The sequence below is a fragment of the Micromonospora sp. NPDC050187 genome (assembly GCF_044459745.1).
Taxonomy (GTDB): domain Bacteria; phylum Actinomycetota; class Actinomycetes; order Mycobacteriales; family Micromonosporaceae; genus Micromonospora.
In genome coordinates this window covers 1-26,138 of record NZ_JBITJH010000041.1, presented here as the reverse complement: position 1 = coordinate 26,138, position 26,138 = coordinate 1, and the positions used below count along the sequence as shown (strand labels likewise).

Annotated in this window: 24 protein-coding genes and 1 tRNA gene; 10 read left to right on the top strand and 15 right to left on the bottom strand. The window is 71.3% G+C overall.

The genetic code is table 11. The features are described 5' to 3' along the window. The first annotated feature begins 176 nt into the window (after positions 1-176). Positions 177-803 (top strand): NADPH-dependent F420 reductase, encoded by a 627-nt coding sequence (locus ACIBJE_RS31135; protein ID WP_396753851.1) that lies wholly within the window; start codon positions 177-179, stop codon positions 801-803. A 135-nt stretch (positions 804-938) separates the two neighbouring features. Here ACIBJE_RS31135 and ACIBJE_RS31130 read toward each other — a convergent pair whose 3' ends face one another. Next, positions 939-2,774: a VanW family protein gene (locus ACIBJE_RS31130; RefSeq protein WP_396753855.1), complete on the bottom strand. Its 1,836-nt coding sequence runs from the start codon at positions 2,772-2,774 to the stop codon at positions 939-941. 625 nt (positions 2,775-3,399) lie between these two features. Here ACIBJE_RS31130 and ACIBJE_RS31125 point away from each other — a divergent pair. Both ACIBJE_RS31125 and ACIBJE_RS31120 read left to right on the top strand, forming a co-directional pair. After that, positions 3,400-4,002 (top strand): DUF6230 family protein, encoded by a 603-nt coding sequence (locus ACIBJE_RS31125; protein WP_396753850.1) that lies wholly within the window; start codon positions 3,400-3,402, stop codon positions 4,000-4,002. 89 nt (positions 4,003-4,091) lie between these two features. Continuing rightward, positions 4,092-5,660, top strand: coding sequence for a DUF6114 domain-containing protein (locus ACIBJE_RS31120; RefSeq protein WP_396753849.1), 1,569 nt, complete (start codon positions 4,092-4,094; stop codon positions 5,658-5,660). A 53-nt stretch (positions 5,661-5,713) separates the two neighbouring features. Here ACIBJE_RS31120 and ACIBJE_RS31115 read toward each other — a convergent pair whose 3' ends face one another. Beyond that, positions 5,714-7,384: a DUF885 domain-containing protein gene (locus ACIBJE_RS31115; RefSeq protein WP_396753848.1), complete on the bottom strand. Its 1,671-nt coding sequence runs from the start codon at positions 7,382-7,384 to the stop codon at positions 5,714-5,716. 85 nt (positions 7,385-7,469) lie between these two features. After that, positions 7,470-7,823 carry a hypothetical protein gene (locus ACIBJE_RS31110; protein WP_396753847.1) on the bottom strand — a complete coding sequence of 118 codons (354 nt, stop codon included), beginning with the start codon at positions 7,821-7,823 and terminating at the stop codon, positions 7,470-7,472. Positions 7,824-7,986: 163 nt separating this feature from the next. Between ACIBJE_RS31110 and ACIBJE_RS31105 the strand changes: the two genes are divergently transcribed. Then, positions 7,987-8,961 carry a DMT family transporter gene (locus ACIBJE_RS31105; protein WP_396753846.1) on the top strand — a complete coding sequence of 325 codons (975 nt, stop codon included), beginning with the start codon at positions 7,987-7,989 and terminating at the stop codon, positions 8,959-8,961. 63 nt (positions 8,962-9,024) lie between these two features. On the opposite strand, the gene ACIBJE_RS31100 is transcribed toward ACIBJE_RS31105, so the two are convergent. From ACIBJE_RS31100 to ACIBJE_RS31090, 3 genes are all read right to left on the bottom strand, one after another. Further along, the gene (locus ACIBJE_RS31100) at positions 9,025-10,098 is read right to left on the bottom strand and encodes a PHP domain-containing protein (RefSeq protein WP_396753845.1); all 1,074 of its coding nucleotides are present in this window, start codon (positions 10,096-10,098) and stop codon (positions 9,025-9,027) included. Positions 10,099-10,275: 177 nt separating this feature from the next. After that, entirely contained in the window at positions 10,276-13,164 is a 2,889-nt protein-coding gene (locus tag ACIBJE_RS31095; protein ID WP_396753844.1) for a glycosyl hydrolase, read from the bottom strand. 158 nt (positions 13,165-13,322) lie between these two features. After that, entirely contained in the window at positions 13,323-13,829 is a 507-nt protein-coding gene (locus tag ACIBJE_RS31090; protein ID WP_396753854.1) for a M23 family metallopeptidase, read from the bottom strand. Positions 13,830-14,131: 302 nt separating this feature from the next. On the opposite strand from ACIBJE_RS31090, the gene ACIBJE_RS31085 reads away from it, so the two are divergent. The 4 genes from ACIBJE_RS31085 to ACIBJE_RS31070 all read left to right on the top strand — a co-directional run bounded on the left by ACIBJE_RS31085 (position 14,132) and on the right by ACIBJE_RS31070 (position 16,176). Continuing rightward, positions 14,132-14,518: a hypothetical protein gene (locus ACIBJE_RS31085; RefSeq protein WP_396753843.1), complete on the top strand. Its 387-nt coding sequence runs from the start codon at positions 14,132-14,134 to the stop codon at positions 14,516-14,518. A gap of 129 nt (positions 14,519-14,647) precedes the next feature. Next, positions 14,648-14,845, top strand: coding sequence for a hypothetical protein (locus ACIBJE_RS31080; RefSeq protein ID WP_396753842.1), 198 nt, complete (start codon positions 14,648-14,650; stop codon positions 14,843-14,845). 159 nt (positions 14,846-15,004) lie between these two features. Next, complete coding sequence (locus tag ACIBJE_RS31075) at positions 15,005-15,523, top strand: tRNA adenosine deaminase-associated protein (protein WP_396753841.1); 519 nt, start codon at positions 15,005-15,007, stop codon at positions 15,521-15,523. A gap of 206 nt (positions 15,524-15,729) precedes the next feature. Then, positions 15,730-16,176 carry a nucleoside deaminase gene (locus tag ACIBJE_RS31070; RefSeq protein WP_396753853.1) on the top strand — a complete coding sequence of 149 codons (447 nt, stop codon included), beginning with the start codon at positions 15,730-15,732 and terminating at the stop codon, positions 16,174-16,176. A 123-nt stretch (positions 16,177-16,299) separates the two neighbouring features. Here ACIBJE_RS31070 and deoD read toward each other — a convergent pair whose 3' ends face one another. Further along, positions 16,300-17,007, bottom strand: a complete 708-nt coding sequence (gene deoD / locus ACIBJE_RS31065) for a purine-nucleoside phosphorylase (protein WP_396753840.1) — start codon at positions 17,005-17,007, stop codon at positions 16,300-16,302. Positions 17,008-17,082: 75 nt separating this feature from the next. Here deoD and ACIBJE_RS31060 point away from each other — a divergent pair. After that, a tRNA-Ser gene (locus ACIBJE_RS31060) sits at positions 17,083-17,169 on the top strand. 107 nt (positions 17,170-17,276) lie between these two features. Here the strand turns inward: ACIBJE_RS31060 and ACIBJE_RS31055 are convergent. The 8 genes from ACIBJE_RS31055 to ACIBJE_RS31020 all read right to left on the bottom strand — a co-directional run bounded on the left by ACIBJE_RS31055 (position 17,277) and on the right by ACIBJE_RS31020 (position 23,821). Next, entirely contained in the window at positions 17,277-18,068 is a 792-nt protein-coding gene (locus tag ACIBJE_RS31055) for an ABC transporter permease (protein ID WP_396753839.1), read from the bottom strand. Next, positions 18,065-19,021, bottom strand: coding sequence for an ATP-binding cassette domain-containing protein (locus ACIBJE_RS31050; RefSeq protein ID WP_396753838.1), 957 nt, complete (start codon positions 19,019-19,021; stop codon positions 18,065-18,067). The genes ACIBJE_RS31055 and ACIBJE_RS31050 overlap by 4 nt, the downstream gene beginning before the upstream one ends. Before the next feature lie 24 nt (positions 19,022-19,045). Then, positions 19,046-19,894 carry a DUF4097 family beta strand repeat-containing protein gene (locus ACIBJE_RS31045; RefSeq protein ID WP_396753837.1) on the bottom strand — a complete coding sequence of 283 codons (849 nt, stop codon included), beginning with the start codon at positions 19,892-19,894 and terminating at the stop codon, positions 19,046-19,048. Between the two features lie 75 nt (positions 19,895-19,969). Next, positions 19,970-20,488 (bottom strand): hypothetical protein, encoded by a 519-nt coding sequence (locus ACIBJE_RS31040; RefSeq protein ID WP_396753836.1) that lies wholly within the window; start codon positions 20,486-20,488, stop codon positions 19,970-19,972. 99 nt (positions 20,489-20,587) lie between these two features. Beyond that, entirely contained in the window at positions 20,588-21,217 is a 630-nt protein-coding gene (locus ACIBJE_RS31035) for a GNAT family N-acetyltransferase (RefSeq protein ID WP_396753835.1), read from the bottom strand. Positions 21,218-21,434: 217 nt separating this feature from the next. Continuing rightward, positions 21,435-21,935, bottom strand: a complete 501-nt coding sequence (locus tag ACIBJE_RS31030; RefSeq protein WP_396753852.1) for a hypothetical protein — start codon at positions 21,933-21,935, stop codon at positions 21,435-21,437. 32 nt (positions 21,936-21,967) lie between these two features. Continuing rightward, on the bottom strand, positions 21,968-22,582 hold the full coding sequence (locus tag ACIBJE_RS31025) for a hypothetical protein (RefSeq protein ID WP_396753834.1): 615 nt from the start codon (positions 22,580-22,582) through the stop codon (positions 21,968-21,970). Between the two features lie 270 nt (positions 22,583-22,852). Beyond that, positions 22,853-23,821, bottom strand: coding sequence for an NAD-dependent epimerase/dehydratase family protein (locus tag ACIBJE_RS31020; protein WP_396753833.1), 969 nt, complete (start codon positions 23,819-23,821; stop codon positions 22,853-22,855). Between the two features lie 380 nt (positions 23,822-24,201). Here ACIBJE_RS31020 and ACIBJE_RS31015 point away from each other — a divergent pair, with 380 nt between their 5' ends. Beyond that, positions 24,202-25,971 (top strand): NAD(P)/FAD-dependent oxidoreductase, encoded by a 1,770-nt coding sequence (locus ACIBJE_RS31015; RefSeq protein ID WP_396753832.1) that lies wholly within the window; start codon positions 24,202-24,204, stop codon positions 25,969-25,971. Positions 25,972-26,138 lie beyond the last annotated feature (167 nt).

The window sequence follows — 26,138 nt, the reverse complement described above, 5'->3', positions numbered from 1 at the left end:
ACTGCACTCGGGAGGGTGTGGGAGAGTAGGACACCGCCGGACTTCTTTTACGAGGGCCACCCTGGCAACAGGGTGGCCCTCGTTGTATTTCCCGAGGGAATCAGCCAGCCCCATCGGGGTACCTGCTCTCTAGTCCCGACCCGTACCGCCCTACCGGCGGAGGCAGGAGAGCGCTCATGAGAATCGGCATCATCGGCTCGGGCCACATCGGTGGCACCCTGACCCGACGGCTGCGGGACCTGGGCCACGACGTGACGGTGGCCAACTCGCGCGGACCGGACTCGCTGCGTGACCTCGCCACGGAGACCGGGGCGACCCCCGGCACGGTGGATCAGGCGGCGCGCAGCGGGGACCTCGTGGTGGTGGCTGTACCGCTGAAGGCCGTACCGGAGCTGCCCGCTGCGGCGTTCGAGGGCCGGGTGGTGGTCGACGCCAACAACTACTACCCCCAACGGGACGGGGACGTCCCGGAGATCGCGGATCGGAGCCTTACCTCCAGCCGGTGGACGGCCGACCGCCTCAAGGGCGCCCGGGTGGTCAAGGCGTTCAACAACATCCAGGCGGGGCACCTGCTGGAGAGGGGCCGCCCAGCCGGCGCCCCGGACCGGATCGGCCTCCCGGTCGCCGGGGACGACCAGGAGGCCAAGCGGCTCGTGATGGAGGTCGTCGACGCGCTCGGGTTCGACCCGGTGGACGCCGGGACTCTGGACGAGAGTTGGCGGCAACAGCCGGACACCCCGGTCTACGGAACCGACCGGGACGCCGAGGGCGTACGGCAGGGGCTGGCCGAGGTGCGGCCCTGAGGCGTACCCGGGCGGCGGAGGCCTGAGCCTGGCGGCGCGGAACGTGGCCCGCTGCGGCGTACGCGGAAAGGCAGACGCCCCGCCGGTCCGATGGCCGGCGGGGCGTCGTGGCGCGTCCGATGGACGTCGGCGGTGCTACGGCCCGCAGACGAAGCGCGGTTCCGCCTGGTAGGTCCAGGTGAACTTCTCGCGCTTCACGACCTTGCCGTCCTTGCGGATGATCCGGTAGGCGTCCTGGGTGAAGCCGTTGATGCCGTTGGTGGGGATGCAGGATGGTCCGGGCTCCAGGTGGACGGTCTTCGGCCTGGTGATGTTCCGGCGGGGGCTGTACTCGGTCTTCACACTGTCGTAGATCTTGGTGCCCCAGATCGCCACGGTCACCGACCCCGACGTGTACGAGGTGTCGATCATGACCCCGTACGGGGTGTTGTTGCGGAACTTGAAGTCGAGGTTGGGGTAGAAAATCGTCGACTCGATCACCGCGGGATACCGGCTGAACCAGTACGAGTGCGGCTTGTGCTCGACGTCCTCCAGGCCCGCGTAGTAGATGGCGTTGAACAGGGTGGTGGTGAACTGGGACGTCCCGCCGCCGACCCCGGGCACGAGCTTCCCGTTGAGGATGACCGGCGCGTCGTGGTAGCCCTGCTTGTAGCTGCGCTCACCGGTGTGGCCGTTCAGGGAGAACGTCTCACCCGGCTGGACCACCGTGCCGTCGACGTCCTTGGCGATCTGGACGATGTTCTTGCTGCGCGACGAGGAGAGGCCGCCGGTGAAGTAGGTGGTGAAGCTGGACACCTTCTCCTTGATGCCGAGCTGCGTGACCTCCTCGGTGGTCAGGTCGGCATCGACCGGCTTGAGCACGCCGTCGACCGTGCGGCCGTCGGCCTTCGGCAGGACGGCGAGCAGGTCGCGGCCCAGGGCGGCGTCGTCGAGGCGCTGTCCGGGGCGGCTCGGGACGGCCTTCGGCTTTCCGCCGGTCAGCGTCATCGCGGCGTCCCGGGGCTCCACCTCGATGGCGGCCAGCTTGTCCCCCAAGGCGGCCCGCAGCTTCTTGACGTCGAGCTTGGGGCCGAGCTTGCCGGTCTTGTCGGCGGGGAAGCTCAGGCTCCGTGCGATCGCGCTCGGCGGGATGGTCACCGACCCCTTCTCGGTGGTCAGCTTGACCGGTGCGGCGACTGCGGGCGCGGCCAGTTCGGTCACCAGGCGGTCGACCTCCTCGGCGGTGGTCGCCGGGTGCTTCTCGACCAGCGGCACGGTCACCGGCTCCGCGCTGAGCCAGCCCCTGCGCAACGCCTCGGCGGAGGCCTGCGCGTCGACGGTGAGGGCGGGTTTCGGGTGGACCTTCTTCGGGGTGGTGCCGCTGTAGGTGATCTTCGGCATGGTCATCTTGCGCCCCTGGGGGCCGACCGCCGCCTCCAGCGCGGTCTCCAACCGGGCGGGGTCGACCGTCACCACCGGCTCGACCGTACGGGAGCCGAAGAGGCGGCTGAGCGGGGCGGCCTGGGCCTCGACGGCCGCCGCCACGGTCGCGTCCACGTCCACCGTCAGCCCGACGTCGGCCGGCGCGATGTCGGTGGTCCGGTCGCCGATGCGTACCGGCACGGGGGCGGCGAGTGTGACGGCCCGGCGGTCCAGCTCGGCCCGGAGCGCTCGGGCCGCGTCCGCCCGGCTCTTGCCGCCCACTTCGGTGCCGAGCACCGTGGTGCCCCGCGGGACCTCACCGGCGTACGCGTAACCGCCCGCGCCGGCACCGGCGGCGAGCAGCACGGTCGCCACCCCGGCGGCGAGCACCACCCGTCGCCGTCGTCCTCTCCGGGAGGCGGCCGGAGCGGGCGTCGGGCCGGTGGGCTGCGGCCCGGTGGCCGGTTGGGGCGGCCCGGCGTCGGTGGCGGGCCAGGTGACCGCGGCGACCTGGACGGTCGGCCGGTCGTCGGCGGGAGGCAGCTTGTCGCCGTACAGAGTCACAGGCAGAACCTCGATCGGACGTACCACGGGGGGAGCGGGGAACTCCCCGGTGAACAACTACGGTAACCAACGCGGAGGGGCCGCCGGCAGTGCGCATCACCATGCAGGTCGGTACGCGTGTCGTACCGGATCGCGCCGGTGCCCTCGGACATGGCACGGTGACGTGCGGTGGGGGCATGGGGCCAACCGGACTCGATCGACCACCAGCTGGTGCACGACTGGTTGACGGCGGTCGGCTGATCACTACCGGACGGCTCCGCGGTCCATCCACCGGACGGTTGGTCACCGATCATCCCCAGCGGTTTGTCAGGTGGCCGTTCCCAAAATGTGACCTGTCGATGGCATGGCTACCGCTGGTGAGGTCGACAGAGGCGCCTTGCGGCAATCAAGGCGGTTTGCCCGGTACGCGCTCCGGGGCGTTCTCACGGCCGGTAAGGGAATCGCGATCTTCGATGCAGTCTTGGAGTTACCGGCGGGTAGCAAGGGTCTTGTGACGTACGTCGCCACGCGCGACCATCCAATCCGCACGCTGCGCACCGTCAGCAGCACCGTGAGTCCGCAGCGCCGCGAAGTGCTCCCCCGTAGTCCCGGGCGGCGTCCCGCGCCCGGTGACCCCTTCCGAGGAGGACCCGTGCAGGATTCCACCGACTCCCCGACCCACGGCGGCGTGCGCTGGCGTCGGTTCGCCGCCATGCTGGTGCCCACCACCGTCGTCGCCGGTGCCATCGTGGTGGGCATGGCGAACGGCGCCATCGCGGCGTCCTTCGCCGTTTCCGGACAGACGTTCAAGGTCGGCGCCTCCAAGCTGGAGGGCGACGGCTTCAAGCAGTACGGCGGCATGGTCGAGGAGAAGGACGGCACCACCCACCCGGTCGCCGTCTCGGAGATCGCCAGCGCCAGACTCCACGACCTCTGCCAGTCGGTGAAGATCCCGAACATGCCGATCGTGCTCACCATCAACGCCGGTGGTGGCGGCAAACCGGCCACCGCCAGCGGCCTGCTCATCGACATGGACTCGCTGGAGGGTGACGCCACCTTCTCGAACATCAAGATCGGACGGGATGCCACCGACCTGAACGGGAAGGCCACGCCGAAGTCGTTCGGGCAGAGCGCGGACAGCGTCGTCATCACCGACCTGAAGCAGGTGGCCCGCTCGACCAGCGCCGGCACCTTCACCCTCACCGGGCTCAAGCTGAAGGTGAACGTCGGTGCCGAGGCCAAGGAGTGCTTCTGAGGTGACTCCGGGGCCCACGCGGACACCGCCGTGGGCCCCGCCGGCCCGTCCCTCCCGCCCCCACCAACCCGAGCCGCCAGGAGGCGTACGTGACAAGCGCGGACCCGCAGCATGCCCGTCCGGGCGGGTTCAGCCAGGCGAGGCGGAGATTCCACCGGTGGCGGCGGAGTCGGCCGTTCTGGGGTGGACTGCTGACCGCCCTGGCCGGGGTGCAGATCTTCGGCACCACCCAGATGAGCCTCGGCGGCCTGACGTTCCAGATGGGGCCGACCGGGTTCCTCTCCTGGGTGATCCCCACCATCCTGGTGGCCTGTGGGATGTTCATGTGGTTCGCCCCGCAGCACCGGATGTTCTACGCCGTCGTCGCGGCGGTCACCGCCGTGTTCTCGTTGATCGGGGTCAACCTCGGCGGCTTCTTCGTCGGCCTGCTGCTGGGCATGGTCGGCAGTGCTCTCGGCTTCGCCTGGGCACCCGCCCGTGCGCCGACGACCTCCCCGACCGGGGAGACGCCGACAGCCGAACAGCCAACCGCCGGTGAGTCGTCCGCCGTCGCACAGCCCACTGCCGTGCCGCCCGCCGGTGCCTCGTCGGCCGGGCCGGGCCCGGCGGACACACCGGAGGTGGACGACCGGGACCGGACCCTGGTGGACGAGATCATGCCCGTCGATCGGGAAACCAGGCTGTCCCCCCGCGATCCCCGGTTCCTCGCCGGGACGGTGGCCCTGCTCGGCCTCGGTACGGCCGGTCTGCTGGCCCTGAACGGCCCGACGCCGGTGCGGGCCGCGCCGGCCGGCTCCGACTGCCCGGCTCCGACCGCGTCGGCTCCGTCCGGCCCGTCGACCACCCCGGGCCCGCCGACCACCCCGGGGCCCGGCACCCCCACCCCCGATCCCGGCACCCCCACCCCCGATCCCGGTACGGCCGACCCGACCACCCCCGCCGGACCGGACGGCAGCCTGGTCACCGACATCGCCGGGGAGAACGGGGACCTCCGCCCCGGAGACGACGCCCGGCAGCAGCCGGAGCGGACTCCGACCCCGGTCGTGGTCACGCCGGGCGCCACCCCGGGCCGGCCGCCCTCAGCGCGTCCCGCCCCGGCCGCGACGTCCGCTGCCCCGTCGGCTTGCCCGACCTTCACACCCGACGAGCCCGACGAGCCCGAGCAGCCCGAGCCGGTCCAGCCGGGCAAGCCGCTGCCCCGGATCGGCGCCGAGCCGGGAATGCCCACGGTGGGCACGCCGTCGAAGCTCACCGGTTCGAAGGTGGTGATGACCGGGATCCGCTTCGAGGGGGTCGTCGACCTGAGGACCGTCGACGGCACACTGCGGGCGTTGAAGTTCAGCATGCGTCGGGCGGTGACCGACGACTTCGCACTCCAGTCGACCGACACCGCCGGGACTCCGCTGCGGTACGTCACCGACCAGCTCACCGTCGACGGCGACGTGGCCTTCTACGCCACCCGGTTCACTGGTCGGCTCGCCCTGCTCGGCGGTCCCGGTCTGGTCACCGTCACGCTCACCCCGGACCTGCCGTTCCCGGACGGTATCCCGATCACCGCGCCGCAGCTCGTCTTCCAGGACCCGGTGATCGACCTGGCCTTCGTCGACTGTGACGTCCTCACCACCGGGGACGAACCGCTCCGGCTGACCCTGCCCTGAGCCGGCCGGCGACCGGGCCGGACGTCACCGCCCGGCCCGGTCGTCACCGACGGTCAGAGCCGGGCGAGCGCCCGACGCAGCGGGTCGAGCCCGAGCGCGCCCAGGTCGAGCGCCTGCCGGTGGAACTCCCGCAGGTCGAACTCGGCGCCCTTGCGGGTCTTCGCCTCGTCCCGGGCCTGGAGCCAGATCCGTTCGCCGACCTTGTACGACGGGGCCTGCCCCGGCCAGCCCAGGTAGCGGTTCAGCTCGAAGCGTAGGTTCTCGTCCGGCACCCGGCAGTGCGCACGCATGAACTCCCAGCCCAGCTCCGGCGTCCACCGCTCGCCCGGGTGGAAGCCGAACGGGTTGTCCCGGGGGATCTCCAACTCCAGGTGCATGCCGATGTCGACGATGACCCGGGCCGCCCGGAACGCCTGCGCGTCGAGCATGCCGAGCCGGTCACCCGGATCCTCCAGGTAGCCCAGTTCGTCCATCAGGCGTTCGGCGTAGAGCGCCCAGCCCTCGCCGTGCCCGGAGACCCAGCAGAGCAGCCGCTGCCAGCGGTTGAGCAGCTCGGCCCGGACGGCGGTCTGCCCGACCTGGAGGTGGTGACCCGGCACGCCCTCGTGGTAGACGGTGGTCACCTCGCGCCAGGTGGAGAAGTCGGTGACGCCCTGCGGCACGGCCCACCACATCCGGCCCGGCCGGGAGAAGTCCTCGCTGGGGCCGGTGTAGTAGATGCCGCCGTCGCTGGTCGGGGCGAGGCAGCACTCGATGCGGCGTACCTGCTCGGGGATGTCGAAGTGGGTGCCGTGCAGCTCACTGACGGCCTTGTCGGCGAGCGCCTGCATCCAGTCCCGGAACGCCTCCTTGCCCTGGATCGTGCGGGCCGGGTCGGCGTCCAGCGTGGCCACCGCCTCGTCGACGGTCGCCCCGGGGCCGACGATCCGGGCGGCCACCGTCCGCATGTCGGCCTCCAGGCGGGCCAGCTCCTCGAAGCCCCAGGCGTACGTCTCGTCCAGGTCGATCTTCGCGCCGAGGAAGTACTGGGAGGCCAGGGCGTAGCGTTCCCGACCGGCCGCCTGCTTCTCCCGCCCCCGGGGCGCCAGCTCGGTGCGGAGGAACCGGCCGAACTCGGCCGTCGCCGCGGTGGCCGCCGCCGCACCCCGGCGCAGGTCGGCGCCGAGCGTGCCGTCGGCACCGAGCCGCTCGACCAGGCCGTGGAAGAAGTTGTCGCCGTCCGGGTCGGTCCAGATGTCGCACTGCTTGGCGACCTCGACCATCTGCGTCCGGGAGGAGACGTGACCGGCGTCGGCCGCCTCGCGCAGTGTGGTCTTGTAGCCCTCGAGCGCGCCGGCGAACTGGTGGAGCCGGGTGGCGACGTTCGCCACCGCCTGCTCGCCCTCGGTCGGCATCAGGTCGAAGACCGAGCGGAGGTCGTGCAGGCCGCTGACGATCACGTTGATCGCGCTGGTCTCCTCGCCCGCGTCGTAGCGGGCCAGGGTCAGGCCCAGCCGCTCCTGCATGGCCTCCTTGGCGGTCCGCTCCGCCAGGGTGTCCGGCTCGATGACGTCCAGTTCGGCCAAGGTGCGCCGGTCCAGCTCGGCGCGGGCGGCGTAGCCGTCCGGTGACAGGTCGTCGAGCCGGTCGTCCTGGCCGGCGATGCCGGCGTAGGTGGCACCGGCCGGGTTGAGTGCGGCCCACTCCACCACGTACCGGTTCGCGAGGTCGTCGATTCGTCCCACGGGGGAACCCTACGTGACCGGCTCCCCCGGCTGTCGACCTTCTTTCCGGCGTGCCCGGCCAGCGGTTCGGTCGGCTTCCGGCCGCTCAGGGCAGCAGCTCGGCCGGGTCCAGGTCGATCGGGGACGGCGCGTCGACCGTCAGCCGCTCGCCGCCGACCGCCTTGGCGACCGGGGCGTACCCGCCGGCCGCGTCGAGGGCGAAGAACTCGACCGCCGTGCTGCGTAGTCGCCGGACGATCTCCACCCGCATGAAGTACGGCACGCCGCCCTCGGCGCACCGGCGCGGCTCGTCGACGAAGTCCTGTCGGCGGCTGCCCGGGGAGACGAACTCCACGTAGCAGCCGGCGGCCTCGGCACCGGGTGCCAGTAGCTGGGTGAGCTGGCGCGCCTGGGCAGCTCCGGGAGCGGGAGGTAACGGTCGGCGAGCGCGGTCGTCCACATTCCGTCGAGATCGACGAGCGGGTCGGACTGTATCGGCATGGCCACCGGTCGCCACCTCCTCGGCTGGTCAACGCCACGACCGTGGGCAGGTTGCGGTGACGCGGGACACGGCGACCGGATATCGCCGGACAATGTCGGGGGGCTGCGGCAGAGTGTCAGGAGTGACACCGGACCCCACCCCTGACCGGGCGCCCCTGCGCAGTTGGCTGCCCGGGTTCGTGCTGCTCGCGGCGATCTGGGGCTCCAGTTTCCTGTTCATCAAGATCGGGATCCGGGAGCTGCACCCGCTCTACGTCACCCTGGGGCGGGTCGCCACCGGGGCGCTGACCCTCCTCGTGGTGCTCGCCGTGCTCCGCGACCGGCTTCCCCGGGACCGCCGGCTCTGGCTGCACCTCACGGTGGTGGCCGCGTTCGGCGTGGCGCTGCCGTTCACCCTCTTCGGCTACGGCGAGCAGCGGATCCCCTCGATGCTGGCCGGCATCTGGAACGCCACGACGCCGCTGGTCGTCCTGCCGCTGGCGGTGCTGGTGTTCCGGACCGAGCGGTTGACCGCGCGGCGGGCCGTCGGACTCGGGCTGGGCTTCGCCGGGGTGCTGGTGGTGCTCGGGGTCTGGCAGGGCGTCGGCGGTGCCACCTTCACCGGGCAGTTGATGTGCTTCGGCGCGGCGGCCTGCTACGGCATGGCCATCCCGTACCAGAAGCGGTTCGTCGCGGGCCGTGCCGAGTCGGGGCTGGCGCTGTCGGCGGCGCAGCTGCTGATCGCCACCGTCCAGCTGGCGGTGGTGGCACCGCTGGTGGCGGGGGCGCCGCCCGCGCCCACCGCGCTCTCCTGGGACGTGGTGGCCAGCGTGCTGGCGCTCGGTGCCCTCGGCACCGGCCTGGCCTTCGTGATCAACATGCACAACATCCGGTCGATCGGCGCGAGCGCGGCGTCCACGGTGACCTACCTGATCCCGGTCTTCGCGGTGCTCATCGGCGCGTTGGTCCTCGACGAGACGCCGACCTGGCACCAGCCGGTCGGGGCGCTGGTCGTGCTGCTCGGGGTGGCGGTGTCGCAGGGCTTCCTCCGGTGGCCGGGCCGCGCGGCGACCACCGCCGTCGCGTCCGCCGTGCCCACCGTGCCCGCCCGGAACTGATCCCCGGCCGGCCCGGTTCGTCCGTCGGCGGGGGTGGCCGCCGGTGGGGGACCGGGCGGGTCCTCAAGCGGGGGCGTGGCTCCGCGCCCAGGCGACCAGCTCGGCGGCCGACCGGGTGTTCACCACCCGGTCGGCGGGCACCCCGCACCGGGCGGCCCGTTCGCAGCCGAACCGCTGCCAGTCGAGCTGGCCCGGGGCGTGCGCGTCGGTGTTCAGCGCGAAGACGCAGCCAGCCTCCAGGGCACGTCGGATCAGTCGCTTCGGCGGGTCCTGCCGCTCCGGCCGTGAGTTGATCTCGACGGCCTTGCCGTGTTCGGCGCAGGCGGCGAAGACGGCGTCGGCGTCGAAGTCGCTCTCCGGCCGGGTGCGCGGCCGGTGCGCCCGGTCGCCCGGGCCCCTCACCCCGGCCGGTCGGGACGACACCATCCGCCCGGTGCAGTGGCCGAGGATGTCCAGGTGCGGGTTGGCGACGGCGGTGAGCATCCGCCGGGTCATTCTCGCCCGGTCGTCGTTCAGGCCACTGTGCACCGAGCCGACCACCACGTCCAGCCGGGCCAGCAACTCGTCGTCCTGGTCGAGCGAGCCGTCGGCGAGGATGTCCACCTCGATCCCGGTGAGGACGCGGAACCCCTCCGACAGCGCGTCGTTGAGTTGCGCCACGTGGTCGAGTTGGCGGCGCAGCCGGTCGGCGGTCAGTCCCCGCGCGACCTTGAGCCGGGGCGAGTGGTCGGTCAGCACCAGGTACTCGTGGCCCAGTTCCACCGCGGCGAGGGCCATCTCCTCGATCGGTGACCCGCCGTCGGACCAGTCGGAGTGGGTGTGGCAGTCGCCGCGCAGCGCCGTACGCAGGTCGGTGGCGGCGGCGTCCAGATCGGTGCCCTCGGTGGCGGCCAGCCGGCGCAGGTAGACCGGCTCCTCGCCGGCCAGCGACTCGACCACGCAGCGGGCGGTGACGTCACCGACCCCGGTCAGCTCGGTGAGCTTCCCGGTGCGGGCCCGTTCGGCCAGCTCCCCGGAGGGCAGGGCGGCGAGCGTCGCGGCTGCGGAGCGGAACGCGCGTACCCGGTAGGTGGCCTCGTTCGCCCTTTCCAGCAGGAACGCGATGCGGCGCAGGTCGGCGACGGGATCCCGGCTCACCCTGCGAACCTACGCCCCCGCCCCACGTTCCGCCCGTCCTTCCGCCCCGCCTTCCGGTCGGGTCGCGATCGTCGGGCGCCCCGCGCGGTCACTCCTCCCTGGCCACCAGGGCGGACGGAGACGGGGGCCGTCGTGGCCTGGCGGTCCACGACGGCCCCCGGGCCGTTGGGTGCGGGATCAGGCGTGCGGGAGCCGGAGAACCGACTGGTTGCCCACGCCGAGGGTGGTCGGGTTGCTGCCGATGGCCGACCAGACCTCCAGCTTGACGGTGCCGTTGCGCAGGTTGCCGTGGCTGCCGGTGGCCGTCTGGAGACCCTGGTTCTGGGTGTAGTGCTCGAACCCGGTGACCGGATCGGTGGCGAAGTAGCGGTAGGTCTCCACCCGCTCGAAGGTGCCGTCACCGGTCAGGTCGTACGAGGCGCGCAGCTGCACGCCGTTGCCGACCGCCGTGCCGGCGTCGAGGAAGAGGTCGAAGCTGCCGTTGCCTCCCTGGTAGGTGAGGTCGAGGCCGGTCGCGGTGAAGACCAGCGGGTTGGTCGGCCGTCCGTCGTGGTTGCCGTTGGCGGCGGCGACCGTGGCGGTGCCCGAGCTGCCGGCACCCGCGAGACCGCCCCCGGCGAGCAGGTAGCGGGTCGGGGAGTCCGGCGTTCCGGTCGGGGTGGGGGTCGGGGTCGGGCTGGACGTGGGCGTCGTGGTCGGCGTGGGACTCGGGTTCACGCCGCCGTTCGCGTTGCCGCCGCTCCAGGTGTACGCCCCAGTGGTGGCCGTCTTGCCCGCCGCCACGTTGAGCGTGGTGCCGTTGGAGAACCGGACGGTGATCGCAGACGAACTGATGTTGCTCGCCACGTAGGTGCGGGCGCCGTTGCGGACGAACACCGCCGCCAGCGGGTGGTTCGCCGTCACCGACCGGTCGACGTTGCCCAGCGCGGCGAGGTTGCGTACCCAGTGGAAGGTGTGGGCCCGGCTCTCGCCCTCCTCGGGGGTGTAGTTGGGGTTCGCGCGGAGTTTGGCCAGGGCCGAGTCCGGGTCACCGAGGGCGAGGAACTGCCAGTGGATGTCCTGCCACACGGTGGGCTCGCCGCCGTTGTTGCGGACCAGTTCGGCGTAGTTCGTGGAGTTGTACGCCGGCCGGTAGCCCATGTACAGGTGGCCGCCGGTGACCGGGAGCATGTTGATGCCCTGGATCATCTCCGGCTCGGCGCTGAACCAGGTGGCGTACGCGCCGCCGTCGCCCCAGACCATGCCGACCGTGGAGTGGCCGAACGCGGCGGGGAAGTTCTCGTTGTCGACGTCGAACCAGTACTCGTTGATCGCCGCCGCCTGGGTGGTGTACATCCAGATGCCGGCGTCCCGGACGGCGGTGTCGCCGGTGGCCTGACCCCACTGGATCAGCGCGTTGGCGAAGTTCATCCCCTCCGACGAGGACTCCTGGTTGTTGCCGGAGGCGAACGAGCCGTGTCCGGAGGCCCAGTCGTGGCCGGCGTAGATGTCGAAGTCCCGCAGGTAGGGGAAACGGGTGTCGCTGCGGACGTAGTTGTTCGCGTCCCGGATGAGCAGGTCGACCATGCCGCCGTACTGGTCCGCGCGGGCCCAGGTCGGGTCGAACTTGGCCAGGGTCGCGGCGGCGGCGATGTAGTAGCCGTAGTGGAAGTGGTGGTCGTTCAGCTCCTGGTCGGAGCCGTACGACGCGGGGTAGCCGATCAGCGTGCCCCAGTTGCGGTCGTAGTAGAACAGCCGCTGGGTCTTGCCCGACGAGGCGGTGAACCAGTCGGTGAGGGTGCTGCGGATGGCGTTCAGCGCGGCGGTACGGGTGTCGGTGTCACCGACCAGGTCGGCGATCTCGGCGATCCGGGCGGCCCGGCCGAGGCCCTTGCCGGTCCAGTAGGTGTCGTTGCCCCGCTGGTCCATCGGGTTGCCCCGGACGGCGGCGAGGTGGTTGCGCAGGGTGGTCAGGTCGCTGCCGGTGCCGGTGGCGACGGCGGGCAGTTCGGGCACCACCCCGTGGAACTTCATCGACGTCTGGAACTGGGTGACGCCGGTGAGCACCTTCATCCGGCCCCGGGCCGACGGGTAGGTCTGCGCGATCGGGGTGGATCCGGCCAGCGACTTCCAGTGGTGCGGGTAGAGGCTGACCACGGTCCGGTTGGCGCTGCCCTCGCGGGCGGTGGTGGTGAACGCGTACGTCGTCTGGACCGTGCTGCTGGCCTGGTCGTAGCTGTAGGAGACGCGGGTGCCGGTGACGTGGGCGTGCGCGTACTGGCCGTAGGTGGCGGCGAGGGAGGCGCGGGTCGTCGCGTCGCTGGTCTGCGGCAGCAGCGCGACCGAGAAGTAGCCCCGGCCGGCCAGGTTGGAGGAGATCCGGGTGCCGCTGACCGTCCAGGTGGCCCCGGTCGGGGCGTACGCGACGTAGTTGTTGCCGCGGACGGTGAAGCCGATGGTGCCGCCGCTGTTCGACCAGACGGTGGGGCTGCCGCCGGTCACGTTGACCACCGCGTCGCCGCCGCCGGTCTGGAAGTAGGCGTACGGCAGGCCGTGGCCGATGGTGGCCCGCATCGTCCGGGCGCCGTCGCTCCAGTGCGGGCTGACCGTCCAGTCGGTCCAGCCGTCGACCTTGACGTTCGGCGCGGCGAGCCCGGCCACCCCGACCCGGATGTCCTCCTGGTACGGGTACTTGAACTCGCCGACGCCGGTCGCCGTGCCGGTGATGACGGGGGTGGAGGTGGCCGAGAAGCCGAGGCCGTCGGTGAGCGTGTCGAACGAGATCGGGTGCGCGTGCAGCGGCTCGCTGAAGGCGCAGTCGGTCTTCTTCCACAGCAGGGACGACCACCAGTCGTTGGTGGGCACCGGGCCGGTGGGGGCGTTGGCGGTGACGAACTGGCGGGGGTTGGTGGACATCTGCCCGCAGCCGGCGGGAAGCGGACCGACCGCGTCGGTGGTGTAGCTGCCCCGGCCGACGGTGGCGGCCTCGGCGGGGGTGGTGACGGTGACGGCCAGGCCGCCGACGAGGACGGCCAGCGCTGTCGCGGCGGCCAGCGCCAGCGGGCGGTGGGGGACGGGAGGTTTCATCGGGCCTCCATCGCGCGTCCGACGCCGGTTTGGTCGACTTCGGGGCGCTTGTCAGAAATGGGGGGAAAGGGTGCTGTGAGAGCGCTCTCTCGCTCGGACGGTAGCCGACAAGGCAACACTCGTCAATGTGTCCTACCGGTTAAGCGCTGAGTGGAGGATCAGTTCGCCGAGGTGGGGGCGGGTGGGCAGCCGTGCTCGCGGTGCCAGGCCCGCACCTCGGCGGCGGGCTCCCGGTCCACCCCCCGCCGCCAGGCGTCGAGATAGCGCGCCGGCCACACCACACCCCGCCGGATCCACCAGCCGTCCTCTCCGGGGCAGGGTGGTGAGATGCCGAAGTGCAGGTGACAGACGTTGTTGGCGTTGCCCGTCCGGCCCACCAGACCGAGCTGCTGCCCGGACCGGACGCGAACCCCCGCGTCCACCCCGTCGGCGACCACGCTGAGGTGGGAGCCGTAGTACCGCACACCGTCGTCCCCGAGCAGCGACACCGAGAGGCCGCCGTTGTGCGGCCCCCTCGGCCCGTCCGGGTCGAAGCGGTCCACCCGGCTCACCTCGAGGATCTCGCCGTCGGTCACCGCGACCACCGGCTCACCGCAGTCCGCGAAGATGTCCGTGCCCGGATACGCCGAGTGGGTCGGGTGGTAACCGACCTTGCGGGACCGCACCGGGAAGGCGTACCGCAGGCCGGTGGCCGACGGCGCGGGACGGGCGGTCGGTGTTCCGGTCGCCGCCGGCTGCGACGCGGTGGCGGGCTCGGTCGGCGACCACGACCCGACCGGTGCCGACGCCGACGCCGACGGAGCGGACACCGGCCGGGTGGTCGCGCACCCGGCCAGCAGAACCGGCACGAGCAGAAGCAGAACCGGCCGCGTGGGCCCACACCCGATCAGTCGCGGCAACACCCGACCATCCTGACAGACCACTACGGTGGGAGGGGGCCCGCCGGGCCCGGGGAGGAGCGACGGCGATGACCTGGCAACCCGGCCCGCCGCCCCCGCCGGGCGTGGGGCATCCGGCGGGGCGTACCCCGTCGGGCCTCTTCCCCTCCGGGCGGCCCGTCCGCCCGACCTACCGCGAGCCGCATCCGGTCACCGGTAGTGGCGTCGCCGCCGGTGGCGCGGTCGGTGCCGCCTGGCTGCTCTTCTTCGGCCTGCTCGGCGGGGGCCTGCGCGGCTACGCCTGGTGGACGATCGGTGCCGGCCTGGTCGCCTGGGTCGTCGCCCTGGTGCTGGTCCGATTCGGCGACCGGGGCGTGGGCACCGGCGTGGCGATCGTCACGGCCGGCGGCTGGAGCATCGCCGTGGCCGTGGTGGTGGCGAGTTGGGCGGGCAGCGGGAACTGGCCACTCTGGTGAGGAGCGCGCCGGAGGTGCCTACCGGCCTGTTCCGGTGAGCGCTACGTGGTCGTTCCGCTGCGCACCGATCGCGCCTTGACGTATGCGATACGTGGTCGTTCCGCTGCGCACCGAAGCGCGTCTTGACGTATGCGACAGGACTGGGCCACCCTCGGCGTTATGGCCTGGACCACCCCGCGCCTCGACCCCGAACGCAGCCGCCGACGCCTGCAGCTCCTCGCGGAGCTTGCCGGGGCCAGAGCGGTCCGCCAGCGCGAGCGACCGCAGCGGGTACGCAGTGAGCGGCTGCGTCAGCTCATCGCCACCCGCCGCCGGGTCGCCGGCTGAAACAGCCACCCGTCGTCGGTCGCCGGCCGGAGCGGACCGGCTCGACTTTCCCGGGGATTGACCGCCTCATCGGGGCGTTGACCGGTCGCCCACCGATGCGACCGGCTACCGTGCACGCGTAACAGGTCGGCACGCGGTGCCGGGTAGTCAGGGGGGACAGTGTCGTACTTCGCTGCGGCCGCGGTACGGGACGCGGACGGTTGGACCGCCGCCGAGGTGAGCCTGCGGGGTGTCACGGATCTCGACGAGGTGGCCGAGCGCCTGCGGGACGTCGAGCTCGACGCCGACCTGTCCCTGCTCTTCGTCGAGGCCGACGACGCGTACCTGGTCGTGCTGCGCCTGGACGAGGGGGAGGACCTGCGGGTCTTCGGCTCCGACTCGGCGTACGCCGAGGAGTCCCGGCTCGGGTCGGTGCTGGTCGGCGACCTGAAGGCGCCGGACCTGGACGACGTCGGCGACGTGCGGCGCACGGCCGGCGGCGGGGAGAGCGACCAGCCGGCGGTCGACCCCGAGGCCGATCCGGTCGGGGACGCCGACCTCCTCGCCGACCTGGGCATCCCCGCGCAGCGGTTGGTCGACCTGTGCACCCGGGAGGGCATGCTCCCCGCCGACGTCACCGCCGAGGTGTGTCAGGTGCTCGGTTGCGCCGACGAGATCGAGGAGCTGCGCGAGGTGTGAACGGGTCTCCTCCCGCCGGTGGGTCGCCTTCCGCCGCCGACTTCCCGCGTCCCGCCGGTGAACCGGCGGACGTCACCGACCCCGCGCTGGAGACCGTCCGGCCGGGCCAGCCCACCCCCGGGTACGTCGGGCGGGTCGGACCGGGACCGGAGGCGGGACTGGCCGACCCGGGCGGTGTCGGCCGGCGGCAGCGGCACGAGCTGTGGATGCGCCGCGCGCTGGCGGTCGCCGTCACCGGCCCGGACACCCCGACAGCGGCTCCGGTCGGCCCGGACGACGTCCCGGTCGGCGCGGTGCTCTACGACCCGGACGGCGTCGAACTGGCCGTCGGGCGCAACGAGCGGGAACTGATCGGCGACCCGACCGCGCACGCCGAGGTGCTGGCCCTGCGCCGGGGGGCACAGCGGCTCGGACACTGGCGGCTGGACGGCTGCACCCTGGTGGTGACCCTGGAACCGTGCACGATGTGCGCGGGCGCCTTGGTGCTGTCCCGGGTGTCGACGGTGGTCTTCGGGGCCTGGGAGCCGAAGACCGGCGCGGCCGGTTCGCTCTGGGACGTGCTGCGCGACCGCCGGCTCAACCACCGGCCCGAGGTGTACGGCGGCGTCCTCGAGACCGAGTCCGCCGCCCTGCTGCGCGCCTTCTTCCGCTGAGGCCGCACCGGTCGGACGTGGTTGCTCCGAGCTGAGGGCGGTTGCGGCGGTTGAGGTTGGTTGCAGGGGGCCCTTGCTACCGGATTTTGCGTAGGAAGGGCCCCCTGCAACCACCCAGCACCGTCAGGCGACGATGGTGTCGAGAGCGATCTCGACCATCTGGGAGAAGGTCTGCTCCCGCTCGGCGGAGGTGGTCTTCTCGCCGGTCTTGATGTGGTCGCTGACGGTCAGCACGGTGAGGGCGCGGGCCCGGAACCGGGCGGCGATGGTGTAGAGCGCCGCCGACTCCATCTCCACCGCCAGCACGCCGTAGTCGGCAAGCCGGTCGTAGAGGTCCGGCCGGTCGGTGTAGAAGGCGTCCGCCGCCAGCACCGGTCCCACCCGCATCGGTACGCCACGCCGCTCGGCGAACTCGACCGAGGTGCGCAGCAGCCCGAAGTCGGCGACCGGGGCGTAGTCGATGAGCCCGTCGAAACGCACCCGGTTCATGTTCGAGTCGGTGGCCGAGCCGTTCGCCGCGATCACGTCCCGCAGCTTCAGGTCCTCGGCGAGGGCACCGCAGGAGCCCACCCGGATCAACGACCGGACGCCGTACTCGTTGATCAGCTCGTGGGCGTAGATCGAGGCCGACGGCATGCCCATACCGGAGCCCTGGACGGACACCTCGACGCCGTTCCAGCGGCCGGTGAAGCCCAGCATGCCCCGGACCGTCGAGTAGCACGTGGCGTCCTCGAGGTAGGTCTCCGCGATCCACTTGGCCCGCAGCGGGTCGCCCGGCATCAGGACCCGTTCGGCGATCTCTCCCGGCTTCGCGCCGATGTGCACACTCATGAGAAGGATCCTGCCAGGCCGTCCGGTGGCATACCGGTTCGGCGTCCGGGCCCGTGGTCCTGTACCCTTCTCGGCGGTGGCGTGTCCGAGTGGCCTAAGGAGCACGCCTCGAAAGCGTGTGAGGGTTTACGCCCTCCGCGGGTTCAAATCCCGCCGCCACCGCTCGTGAACAGCGCGAACGCCCGGTGAGTCCTGACGGACTGACCGGGCGTTCGGCTTGTGGTCTCAGCTGATGCCGAAGTCGGGATCTCGGCGACGGACTGTTCGAGTCACCGGGTGGACTCGCGGTTGAAGAGCTTCTTGGACCAGAGGTAGCCGCCGAGGGTGATGACAGCGCACCAGCCGATGGCGATGACGGCGCTGTTCCCGATCGGAGTGCCCATCAGGAGACTGCGGATGGTCTCGATGAGCGGGGTGAACGGCTGGTACTCGGCGAACCAGCGCAACGCGGTGGGCATCGAGTCGGTCGGGACGAACCCGCTGCCGAGGAACGGAAGCAGCACCAGCGGCAGGCCGACGTTGCTCGACGACTCGACGGTCTTGCTGGCCAGGCCGAACGCGACCGACAACCAGATGAAGGCGAAGGCCATCATCACCAGGACGCCGGTGAGGGCGAGCCAGTCGCCGGGACCTGCCGACGGCCGGAAGCCGATGAGCAGTGCGACGCCGATGACCGCCGCGATGCTGACCATCGTCTGGACGAGGCTGCCGATGACGTGCCCGGTCAGGACGGAGACGCGGGCGATGGCCATGGTGCGGAACCGGTCGACGATGCCCTCGGTCATGTCCATGGTCACCGAGATGGAGGTGCCCTGAACCGCAGCGGTGATCGTCATCAGGATGATCGCGGGGGTGACGTAGTTGACGTACTCCGCCCGTCCGCCGGAGGGACCGCCGAGCCCGGCGCCGAGTGTGCCGCCGAAGACGTAGACGAACAGCAGCAGGAAGATGACCGGCATGCCGATGAGCGTCACCGTCATGGACGGATAGCGCACCATGCGCTTGAGGTTGCGGCGCAGCATCGTCGCCGAGTCGGTCAGTGCGTACGACACGGTGCTCATCGGGTGGCGACCTTCTCGTTCTTTGGTTTGCCGGTGAGGGCGAGGAAGACGTCGTCGAGGTCGGGGGTGTGCATGCTCAGCGAGTCGACCTCGACCGCGTTCTCGTCGAGCCGGTCGAGCAGGGCCTTCAGCGCACGGAGGCTGCCGTCGTGCGGCACCCGCAGGGCGAGCGTGTCGCTGTCGCGGGACGCCTGACCCACGGTGCGTGCGGCCGACTCGAGGTCGCGGAGGTCGGCGAACCGCAACTCGATGTGGCCGCCGGGGATGCGGCGCTTGAGCTCGTCCGCAGTGCCCTCGGCGACGATCCTGCCGTGCTCCAGTACCGCGATCCGGTCGGCGAGTTCGTCGGCCTCCTCCAGGTACTGCGTGGTGAGGAAGATGGTGACGCCGCCCGCGACCAGCTCCCGCACGATCTGCCACATGCCTCGGCGGCTGCGCGGGTCCAGCCCGGTGGTCGGCTCGTCGAGGAAGATCACCTGGGGCGCGCCGACCAGGGTCATCGCAAGGTCGAGCCGCCTGCGCATGCCGCCGGAATACGTCACGGCCGGTTTCCTTGCCGCGTCGACCAGGTCGAACTGGTCGAGCAGTTCGGCGACCCTGCGCCGGCCCGCTGCCCGGCCCAGATGGTGCAGATCGGCCATCAGGGTCAGGTTCTCCTGGCCGGTCAGCAGGTTGTCGACTGCGGAGAACTGGCCGGTGACCCCGATCGCGGCGCGGACCGCGTCGGGCTCGGCGGCCAGGTCGTGGCCCGCGATCCGCGCGCTGCCCCCGTCGGCGCGGATCAGCGTCGACAAGATCTTGACCATGGTGGTCTTGCCTGCCCCGTTCGCGCCGAGCAGCGAGAACACGGTGCCCCGTGGAACATTCAGGTCGATTCCGTCGAGCACGACATGGTCGCCGAACGACCTGCGCAGGCCGCTCACCGAGATCGCCGACTGGGATGGCGTGGTCATGGGAGGCCCCTTCGGGAGGTCTGGTCAGGAACGGCGGACGGTGATGTCGCCGAAGGTGGTGTGTGCACGGACTTCGACGGTCTCCTCGGACTTCTCCGGTCCCTGGCCGAGGTCGTCCAGCGCGTTGTGCACCCGCCCGTACCCGGTCTTCAGGTCGAGCCAGGCGGCGGTGCCCGCGGCGACGCCGATCTCCAGGTCGCCGGCCGCGGTGGTCAGCGTCACCGAGTCGCGCGCGACCCTGCCGATGCGGATGGTTCCGTTGGAGGTCTTGGCCTCCACTCCGGCGTCGGCCCGCTCGACGGAGATGTCGCCGTTGGCCGTGCGCGCACGCAGTTCGCCGGTGACGGTGCCGACGTCGGTGTTGCCGTTGGAGTTCTTGATGACCGCTGCTCCGCCGATCTCGCGGATGCGGACATGGCCGCTGCCGGTGGCGATCTCGGCGTCGCCGACGGCCGTGTCGACCGTGACGTGGCCGGCGGAGGTGTCCAGGCGAAGCTGGCCGGTCCGGTCGAGTCGGATGTGTCCGACGGACGTCTTGAGCCGGCACTCTCCCAGCACGCCGGTGCTGTGGAAGTCCCCGGCGGACACGTCACCGTGCACCGCCGAGCCAGCGGGAAGTTCGACGAGTACGGCGACCGACCTGGTCTTCTTCGAGAGGTCGAAGGCACGGACCTTCGGCCCGCGCACGGTCAATGCGCCGTTGGCGTACTCGACGCGGGTCTGCTGCGCGGCCTTCACGTCGGAGTCGTCGGACTCGTCGCTCGGCCGTACCTCGACGACGGTGTCGGTGCGGTTGCTCGCGATGAGCCGTACGTCGCCGGCGGAGAGTTCGATCGTGACGGAGATCGGGTCCGGGGTGGCGAAAACAGGCATGGTTGTCCCCTCAGAAGGAGTCGGAAGAACATCCCCGCTGGTAGGGGACGTGAAAGGAAGAGGTGCCGGGCTCGGCTAGCGCGCCCAGCCGGTGTAGCGCTGCGTGCTGGGCTTGCCACGCCGGTCGGAGCCGTGGTCGCGCTCCGAGGCTCGCAGCGCGGTCGAGGCGGCACGCACCAGCCACGCGTTGACCGACCGGCCCTCCTTGCCCGCCGCTTCCTCGACCGCGGTCTTGAGCTGTTCCGGGAGACGGACGTTGATGCGCGCCGTGGCACCGTCCTCGAAGCCCGTCGCGGCATCGTCGGCCGGCACCGCAACCCGGTCGGTGGTGTCCTCCGGTGGCTGCTCCACCTGATGCGGCGTCACGACGAACTCCGGGTCACGGCCACGTAGGCGAACCTGGACCGAACCGGGAGCCATCTCCCTGGTGATCTCGTCGGCGGCGGCCGACAGTGCTTCGAGCAGGGCGAGCCGGATCGCCGGCTCCATCGACACGGTCAACCGCTCGATCAACGCGGCACCGTTGTCGCCGCCGGTCTCCACAGCCGTCAGCAGCTCACGACCGAGAGATGCCACATAGGGGTTCAGGTCCATGGCATCACTATGGCACGTCATGGTGCCATAGACAACCCAATCTGGCTCAGGTTGGCTCACCGTGGCTCAAGATGGCATCAGGCTGGCGCCGTGCTGCTTCTACTCGCCCAGCCGTTCCACTCCGATCAACTGGGCCGGGCGGCGCATCGCCCAGACCCGGGGACCGCCGCCGGGAACCTGGGCCTGCCCCGTCACGGTGAAGCCGAGCCGCTGGTAGAACCGTACGTTCTGCGTCGACGACGTCTCCAGCACCGCCGGCAGGTGAGCGTGGTCCGCCTCCGCCAGGCCGGGCCGCAGCACCCGGCCGCCCAGCCCCCGACCCTGACAGGTCCGGCGTACCCCGACGGTGGCCAGCAGAAATGCCGGCTCGGTCGACCGGAGCGCGGCGCAGATCGCGTCGGCGGCGAGCATCGCCGTATGCCGGTCGCCGGCCAGTTCCGCGTCCCGCGCCGCGACACCGGCCCAGACCTCGTCCGGAACCGGCCGGTCCGGGCGCAGCCAGACCGCCACCGCAGCCGGTCGGCCGTCGGGTCCCATCGCCCCCCAGACGTCACCGTAGGGCAACCCGACCGCGTCGACAGTCTGGGCGAACATCGCCTCCAGCCGCTCCCGGTGCCGGTCCGCCGCCACCGTCCAGGCCGTCCAGGGGTAGCCGTCGAAGGCGTCGGCGAGTACGGACACCGCTTCGGTAACCGACTCCGGTCCGATCCGGCGTACCTCGAACTCCATGCCGTCCTCCCCCTGATCTTCGACAGTCTCGGCGCGGCACGAGGTCCGGCCGGGCCGGCAGGCCGGCGGCATTGTCCGCGCAGTGCGTGATCGTCGCACGACGCCCCGGGCCCGCACCTGGAATATCCAGGGCAGGCCGGTCAACGGCCGCGTCCGGCGGGGGCGCGGACCGCAGGAACTGCCGGTCGAGTGGTGAGGTGCCGGGATCGCCGTCGGGTCAGCAGGGGCCGTGGCCCTCGTCGAAGAGGCGCTGGGCGTAGTCGGCGTAACCGGCGATCGTCTTGCGGACCGTCCGTCCGTCGTGGAGGAACAGGTACGCGCGGTCGCCCCGCTGGGCGAGCAGCCCGTCGAAGCGGTACGTCCCCTCTGGAGCGTCGAGCCGGGTCAGTGACGGGAAGCGGGAACGCAGCTCGCCGACCGGCGTGCCGACGGTGACCCCCTCCGGAGTCCGGACGGGGGCGCTGACCCAGAGCAGCACCAGCCGGTCGTCGTAGAAGACTGGGCTGACCGTCTCGTGGCCGACCAGGCTCGGGCCGCAGGACTCGGCCGCCTCCTGGAGCATCCCCCGCTCGGCCAGTTCCCGCTGGCTGTCGCCGAACTCGACCCCGGCGAGCCCGTGCAGGTCGATCACCTCGTCGACGACCGGTCCGAACGGTTCCGCCGGGCCGACCGGCGCATGTGGACGGCTGCCGCTTCCGGCGACCGAGGCCGCCGTCAGTAATGCCGCGATGAACAAGAACTGCCGCAAAGTCATGAAATCCCCCAGTCCCCAACGGCACCGGGCCGCCAAGGTTGCTGGTCTGTGGCGTTTTGCCGGTATTCCCACTCTTCGGCCAGATCATCCCAGTAGTCGGCGGAGAGGCGGCGTCGCCCGTGTGCCAGCCAGCCCTCGGTGCTCCCCTCCAGGTGCAGGCCCAGCTCGGCGAAGGGATCGATCCAGCGGCCGGGCTCCACCCCGATCCGGACCAGCGCGGTGTTGATCGGCCACTCGGCGCGGGGCCGGTCGAGGAGGGCGTCGAAACACGGCCCCCAGGCGACCGTTCCGTCCAACCACACCACCGCCGTCTGGCGTCCGGTTCCGCCGGAGAACTCCGCCTCCAGGTACGCCACCGGACCCTGCCGCGACCAGCGGGCGAACACCTCGGTGAGCGCGGCCGACAGCACGAGCTGGAACGGCCGCTGTGGGCCCAGCTCCTCGACGGCGAAGTCGGGCAGCGACCCGGTCAGCTCCTCCACCAACTGCGGAGTGACCGGCAGCAGGGCGAAGTCCTGCCGGAGCGCGGCGAGGACGGCGTGGTCGAGCTCGCCGGTCTGCTCCGCGAGCAGCTCGACGTCGGCGACGACCGCACTGAGCTGGTAGCTCATGCGGCACGGCGGATGGCCGGCCCGGAGGCGTCGATGATCACGTCGCCAGTAAACCGCATCCTGGCATACCCGGTGACCCAGCGTGATGTCGACGGAGCGGGAGGGTCGCTTTGGAGTCGCTTTGGAGCTGCCCCGTTCGTGCTACCGGCGGGCGGGAGCGACCATCTGCGGGTCGAGATCATGCACCGGCCGGAGGGCCGGGGCAGCCGGCGAGTGCGCGCTCGGCGGTGGTGAAGTCAGCCGGCGAGTGCGCGCTCGGCGGTGGTGAAGTCAGCCGGCGAGCGCGCGTTCGTCGGCGGTGAAGTCGGCCGGTGCGTCCGCCGGCGGATGGTCCAGGTGCCAGCGCACCGAACGGGCCACCGCGGTCGCCGGATCCGTCGGTCGCCAGCCCAGCAGCCGGCCGGCCTTGCCGCTGTCGACGAGCACGTGCTGGGCCAGCCGCCGGGTCAACCACAGATCGTCCGGCACCCGCTCGTCGGGCACCCGGACCAGCTCGGCATCGTGCCCGGCCGCGTCCAGGATCAGCCGCAGCCAGCCCCGTACCGGATAGGTGACCGACTCGCCCAGGTTGAACAGCTCGCCCCCGGCCGACTCCGGCCGGTCGAGAGCGGCGAGCACCGCCCCGGCCACGTCGTCGACGTGCAGGCGGGTGATCAGGGCGTCGCCCGCGCCGACCGGGATCCGGGCGCGCCCCGCCCGGACCCGTCGCAGCACGAACTCCTCCCGTCGCTGCTGGTCGTGCCGGCCGTAGACCATGCCGAGGCGGAGCACGGTGCCGCCCCGGGCCAGGTACGCCGGCTCGACGTCGAGCTTGTCGTAGTCGTCCAGCCCGGTGCCCTGCCCCCGGTACGGGAAGCGCCCCCGGCGCAGCGGCGCCTCCTCGGTGACCGGCGCCGGCAGCGGGGTGTCGTCGTCGGCGAGGAGCAACTCCCAGACCCGGTAGACGTCGACGCTGGAGAGCAGCACCAGGGGCACGTCGGGCAGGTGCGGCAGGACCGCGTCGGCATCCGCCCGGGTGAGCGCGTACGAGTCGACCACGGCGTCCGGCGCGAACCCGCGTATCCGGTCGGCGACCTCGGCGAAGTCACGCCGGTCGACGTGCAGGTGCCCGCAGTCGGGGAGGTCCTCGGGCTCGGTCCGCCCCCGGTGGACCACCACGACCTCGTCGTGCCGCCCGACCAGCCGTTCGACCACCCGCCGTCCGATGAACTCGGTACCACCCAGCACCACGACCCGCATGTGACCAGCCGACCACGCGGATCGGGGCCGCGTCCGCCGCTTCGCGCACGGCAGAACGCCGGCCGATTCGACGCGTCAGGGCGGCCGGGACGAGGCGGTGCTGCCGGAGCCTCGATTGATCCACTGGAGCAGGTACGGATTCGAGGAGATCTGGCCGGATTGGCGGCGCATGTAATTTGTTGGAATCCGATATAAAGCCGTAGGTCGATGTTGCTATATTGACGGCGGCGAAATTCAGGAAGCGGGCGTGACCCGTTCCGGACCGATTCCGTCATCCCAAAATATGGGCACCGCAAAATACGCACCTCGCGCACCATTTCACCTTCCGGCACCGCAGCACCCGGCGCATACCGTGTACCAGCGAACGAGAGGTCAGACACGTGCGGGAGTACTACGACGTCGTGATCATGGGCGGTGGCCCGGCCGGGTCCACCCTCGGCGCCCTGCTCGCCCAACGCACCGACCTGCGAATTGCGATCTTCGACAGGGAGGTCTTTCCCCGCGAGCACATCGGTGAGTCCTTCGCCCACCCCGTTGTTCCCGCGTTACAGGAGAGCGGTGCGCTGGCCAAGGTTCTCGGCAGCCCGTGCTGGGTGAAGAAGTTCGGTGGCATCTTCTCCTGGGACCCGGAACGGCCCAGCATCGCCCGCTTCGACGACGTGCTGTTCGAGCGGGACGGCGTGCACCGGTGGACGATGCACGTCAACCGGGCCGAGTTCGACCACATCCTGCTGGACCACGCGGCGGACGTGGGGGTGGAAGTGTTCCAGGGCGTGGCGGTGACGGCGTACGAGCCGGACGGGCGCGGGGGCCTGGTGCGGCTGGGCGACGGCAGAGCGGTGCGTGCCGGCTACTTCGTGGACGCGTCGGGGCGCCAGAGCAGCGTCTCGGCGGCTCGCAACAAGCGCGGCTGGCTCTCCAACTTCAAGAACATCGCGATCTGGCAGCACTTCACCAACTGCGGCCAGACCCAGAACCTCGTCGCGGACTGGAACATCTTCACCGCGGACAACCTCTCCCCGATCGGCTGCTTCGCCTTCCGCGACGGCTGGTGCTGGTACATCCCGGTACCGAAGGTCATCAACGGTAGGCGTGTCCTGACCCACTCGATCGGCATCGTGACGAACCCGGCCGTACTCCGGGAACCGGGTCGTGACTTCACCGACCAGAAGACCTTCCTGGAGACGGTGCGTCAGGTGCCGTACCTGAAGGACCTCATCGGTGAGGCCGTGCCGGTCGCCGACGACATGCTGACCGCCACCAACTACTCGCGGGTCAGTGAGGAGTTCGCCGACTACGACGAGCGGCACCTGCTCGTGGGCGACGCCGCGTTCTTCGTGGACCCGCTGTTCTCCTCGGGCGTCGCGGTGGCCCTGACCCAGGCGGCGACCGCCGCGCTGCTACTGCGGAAGACGACCGACGGCAGCCTCGACGAGACCGACCAGCGCCAGCTGTGGCAGGACTACAACGCCAAGTGGCACGGCACCGCCGAGACGTTCGCGCTGATGATCGACCAGTGGTACCACGCCATCGCGAAGAACAACCCGGGCAGCATCTACTGGAACACCCGTGGCACGGGCGCCGACCTCGGTATCCGTGAGCAGACCTTCGACGCGTTGCTCAACACGGCGTTCCAGCCAGCGTTGCTGGAGGTCATGACGCACGGCAGCCGGAAGGTCGAGGACCTGGACGCGGCCGGCCCGTACCTGGCGGCGAGCGCCCTCGCCGAGCCGGCGGACCTCACCGACGACGCGGTCGTCGCGCTGGCCCCCACCACGGCGATCCGCGACAGCGTCACGTTCGTGGTGCCGGGCTTCAAGGCCACCAACCCACCGGCGAACGTCCAACTCCCGCCCGCGATCCTCGACGGGATGACGGACTACTGGCGCAACCCGATCACCAACGCCGCCTCGTCGCCGTCGCCGCTGCGGGACACCGTGCCGTGCCGGCGGATCTACTCCACCGACGATCCCCACGGCGTCACCATCGACGCCGATCCGCAGCGGGACGGCGTGGACGAACTGTGGAACCTGCTGAGCGGCGGCCCCGTCAAGTACGGCGAGATCGCCCCACGCCTCAGCCCGCCGCAGACGCGTCTGGTGAAGCGAATGTGCGTGACCGGCTTCCTCCGGGTCAACCCCATGAACTGACAGCCCTGGGTGCCACGGGTACTGCCACCGGTCCTGATCCACGGGTTGCGGCATGTCGGCGTATCGAGGGCTGGCGGTTTCAAGTGGCTGTTGCGACGAGGTGCTGGTGGAGTGCTTCGGCAGGATTCTGCCATCCCAGGGTTTGCCGGGGTCGTCCGTTGAGCTCG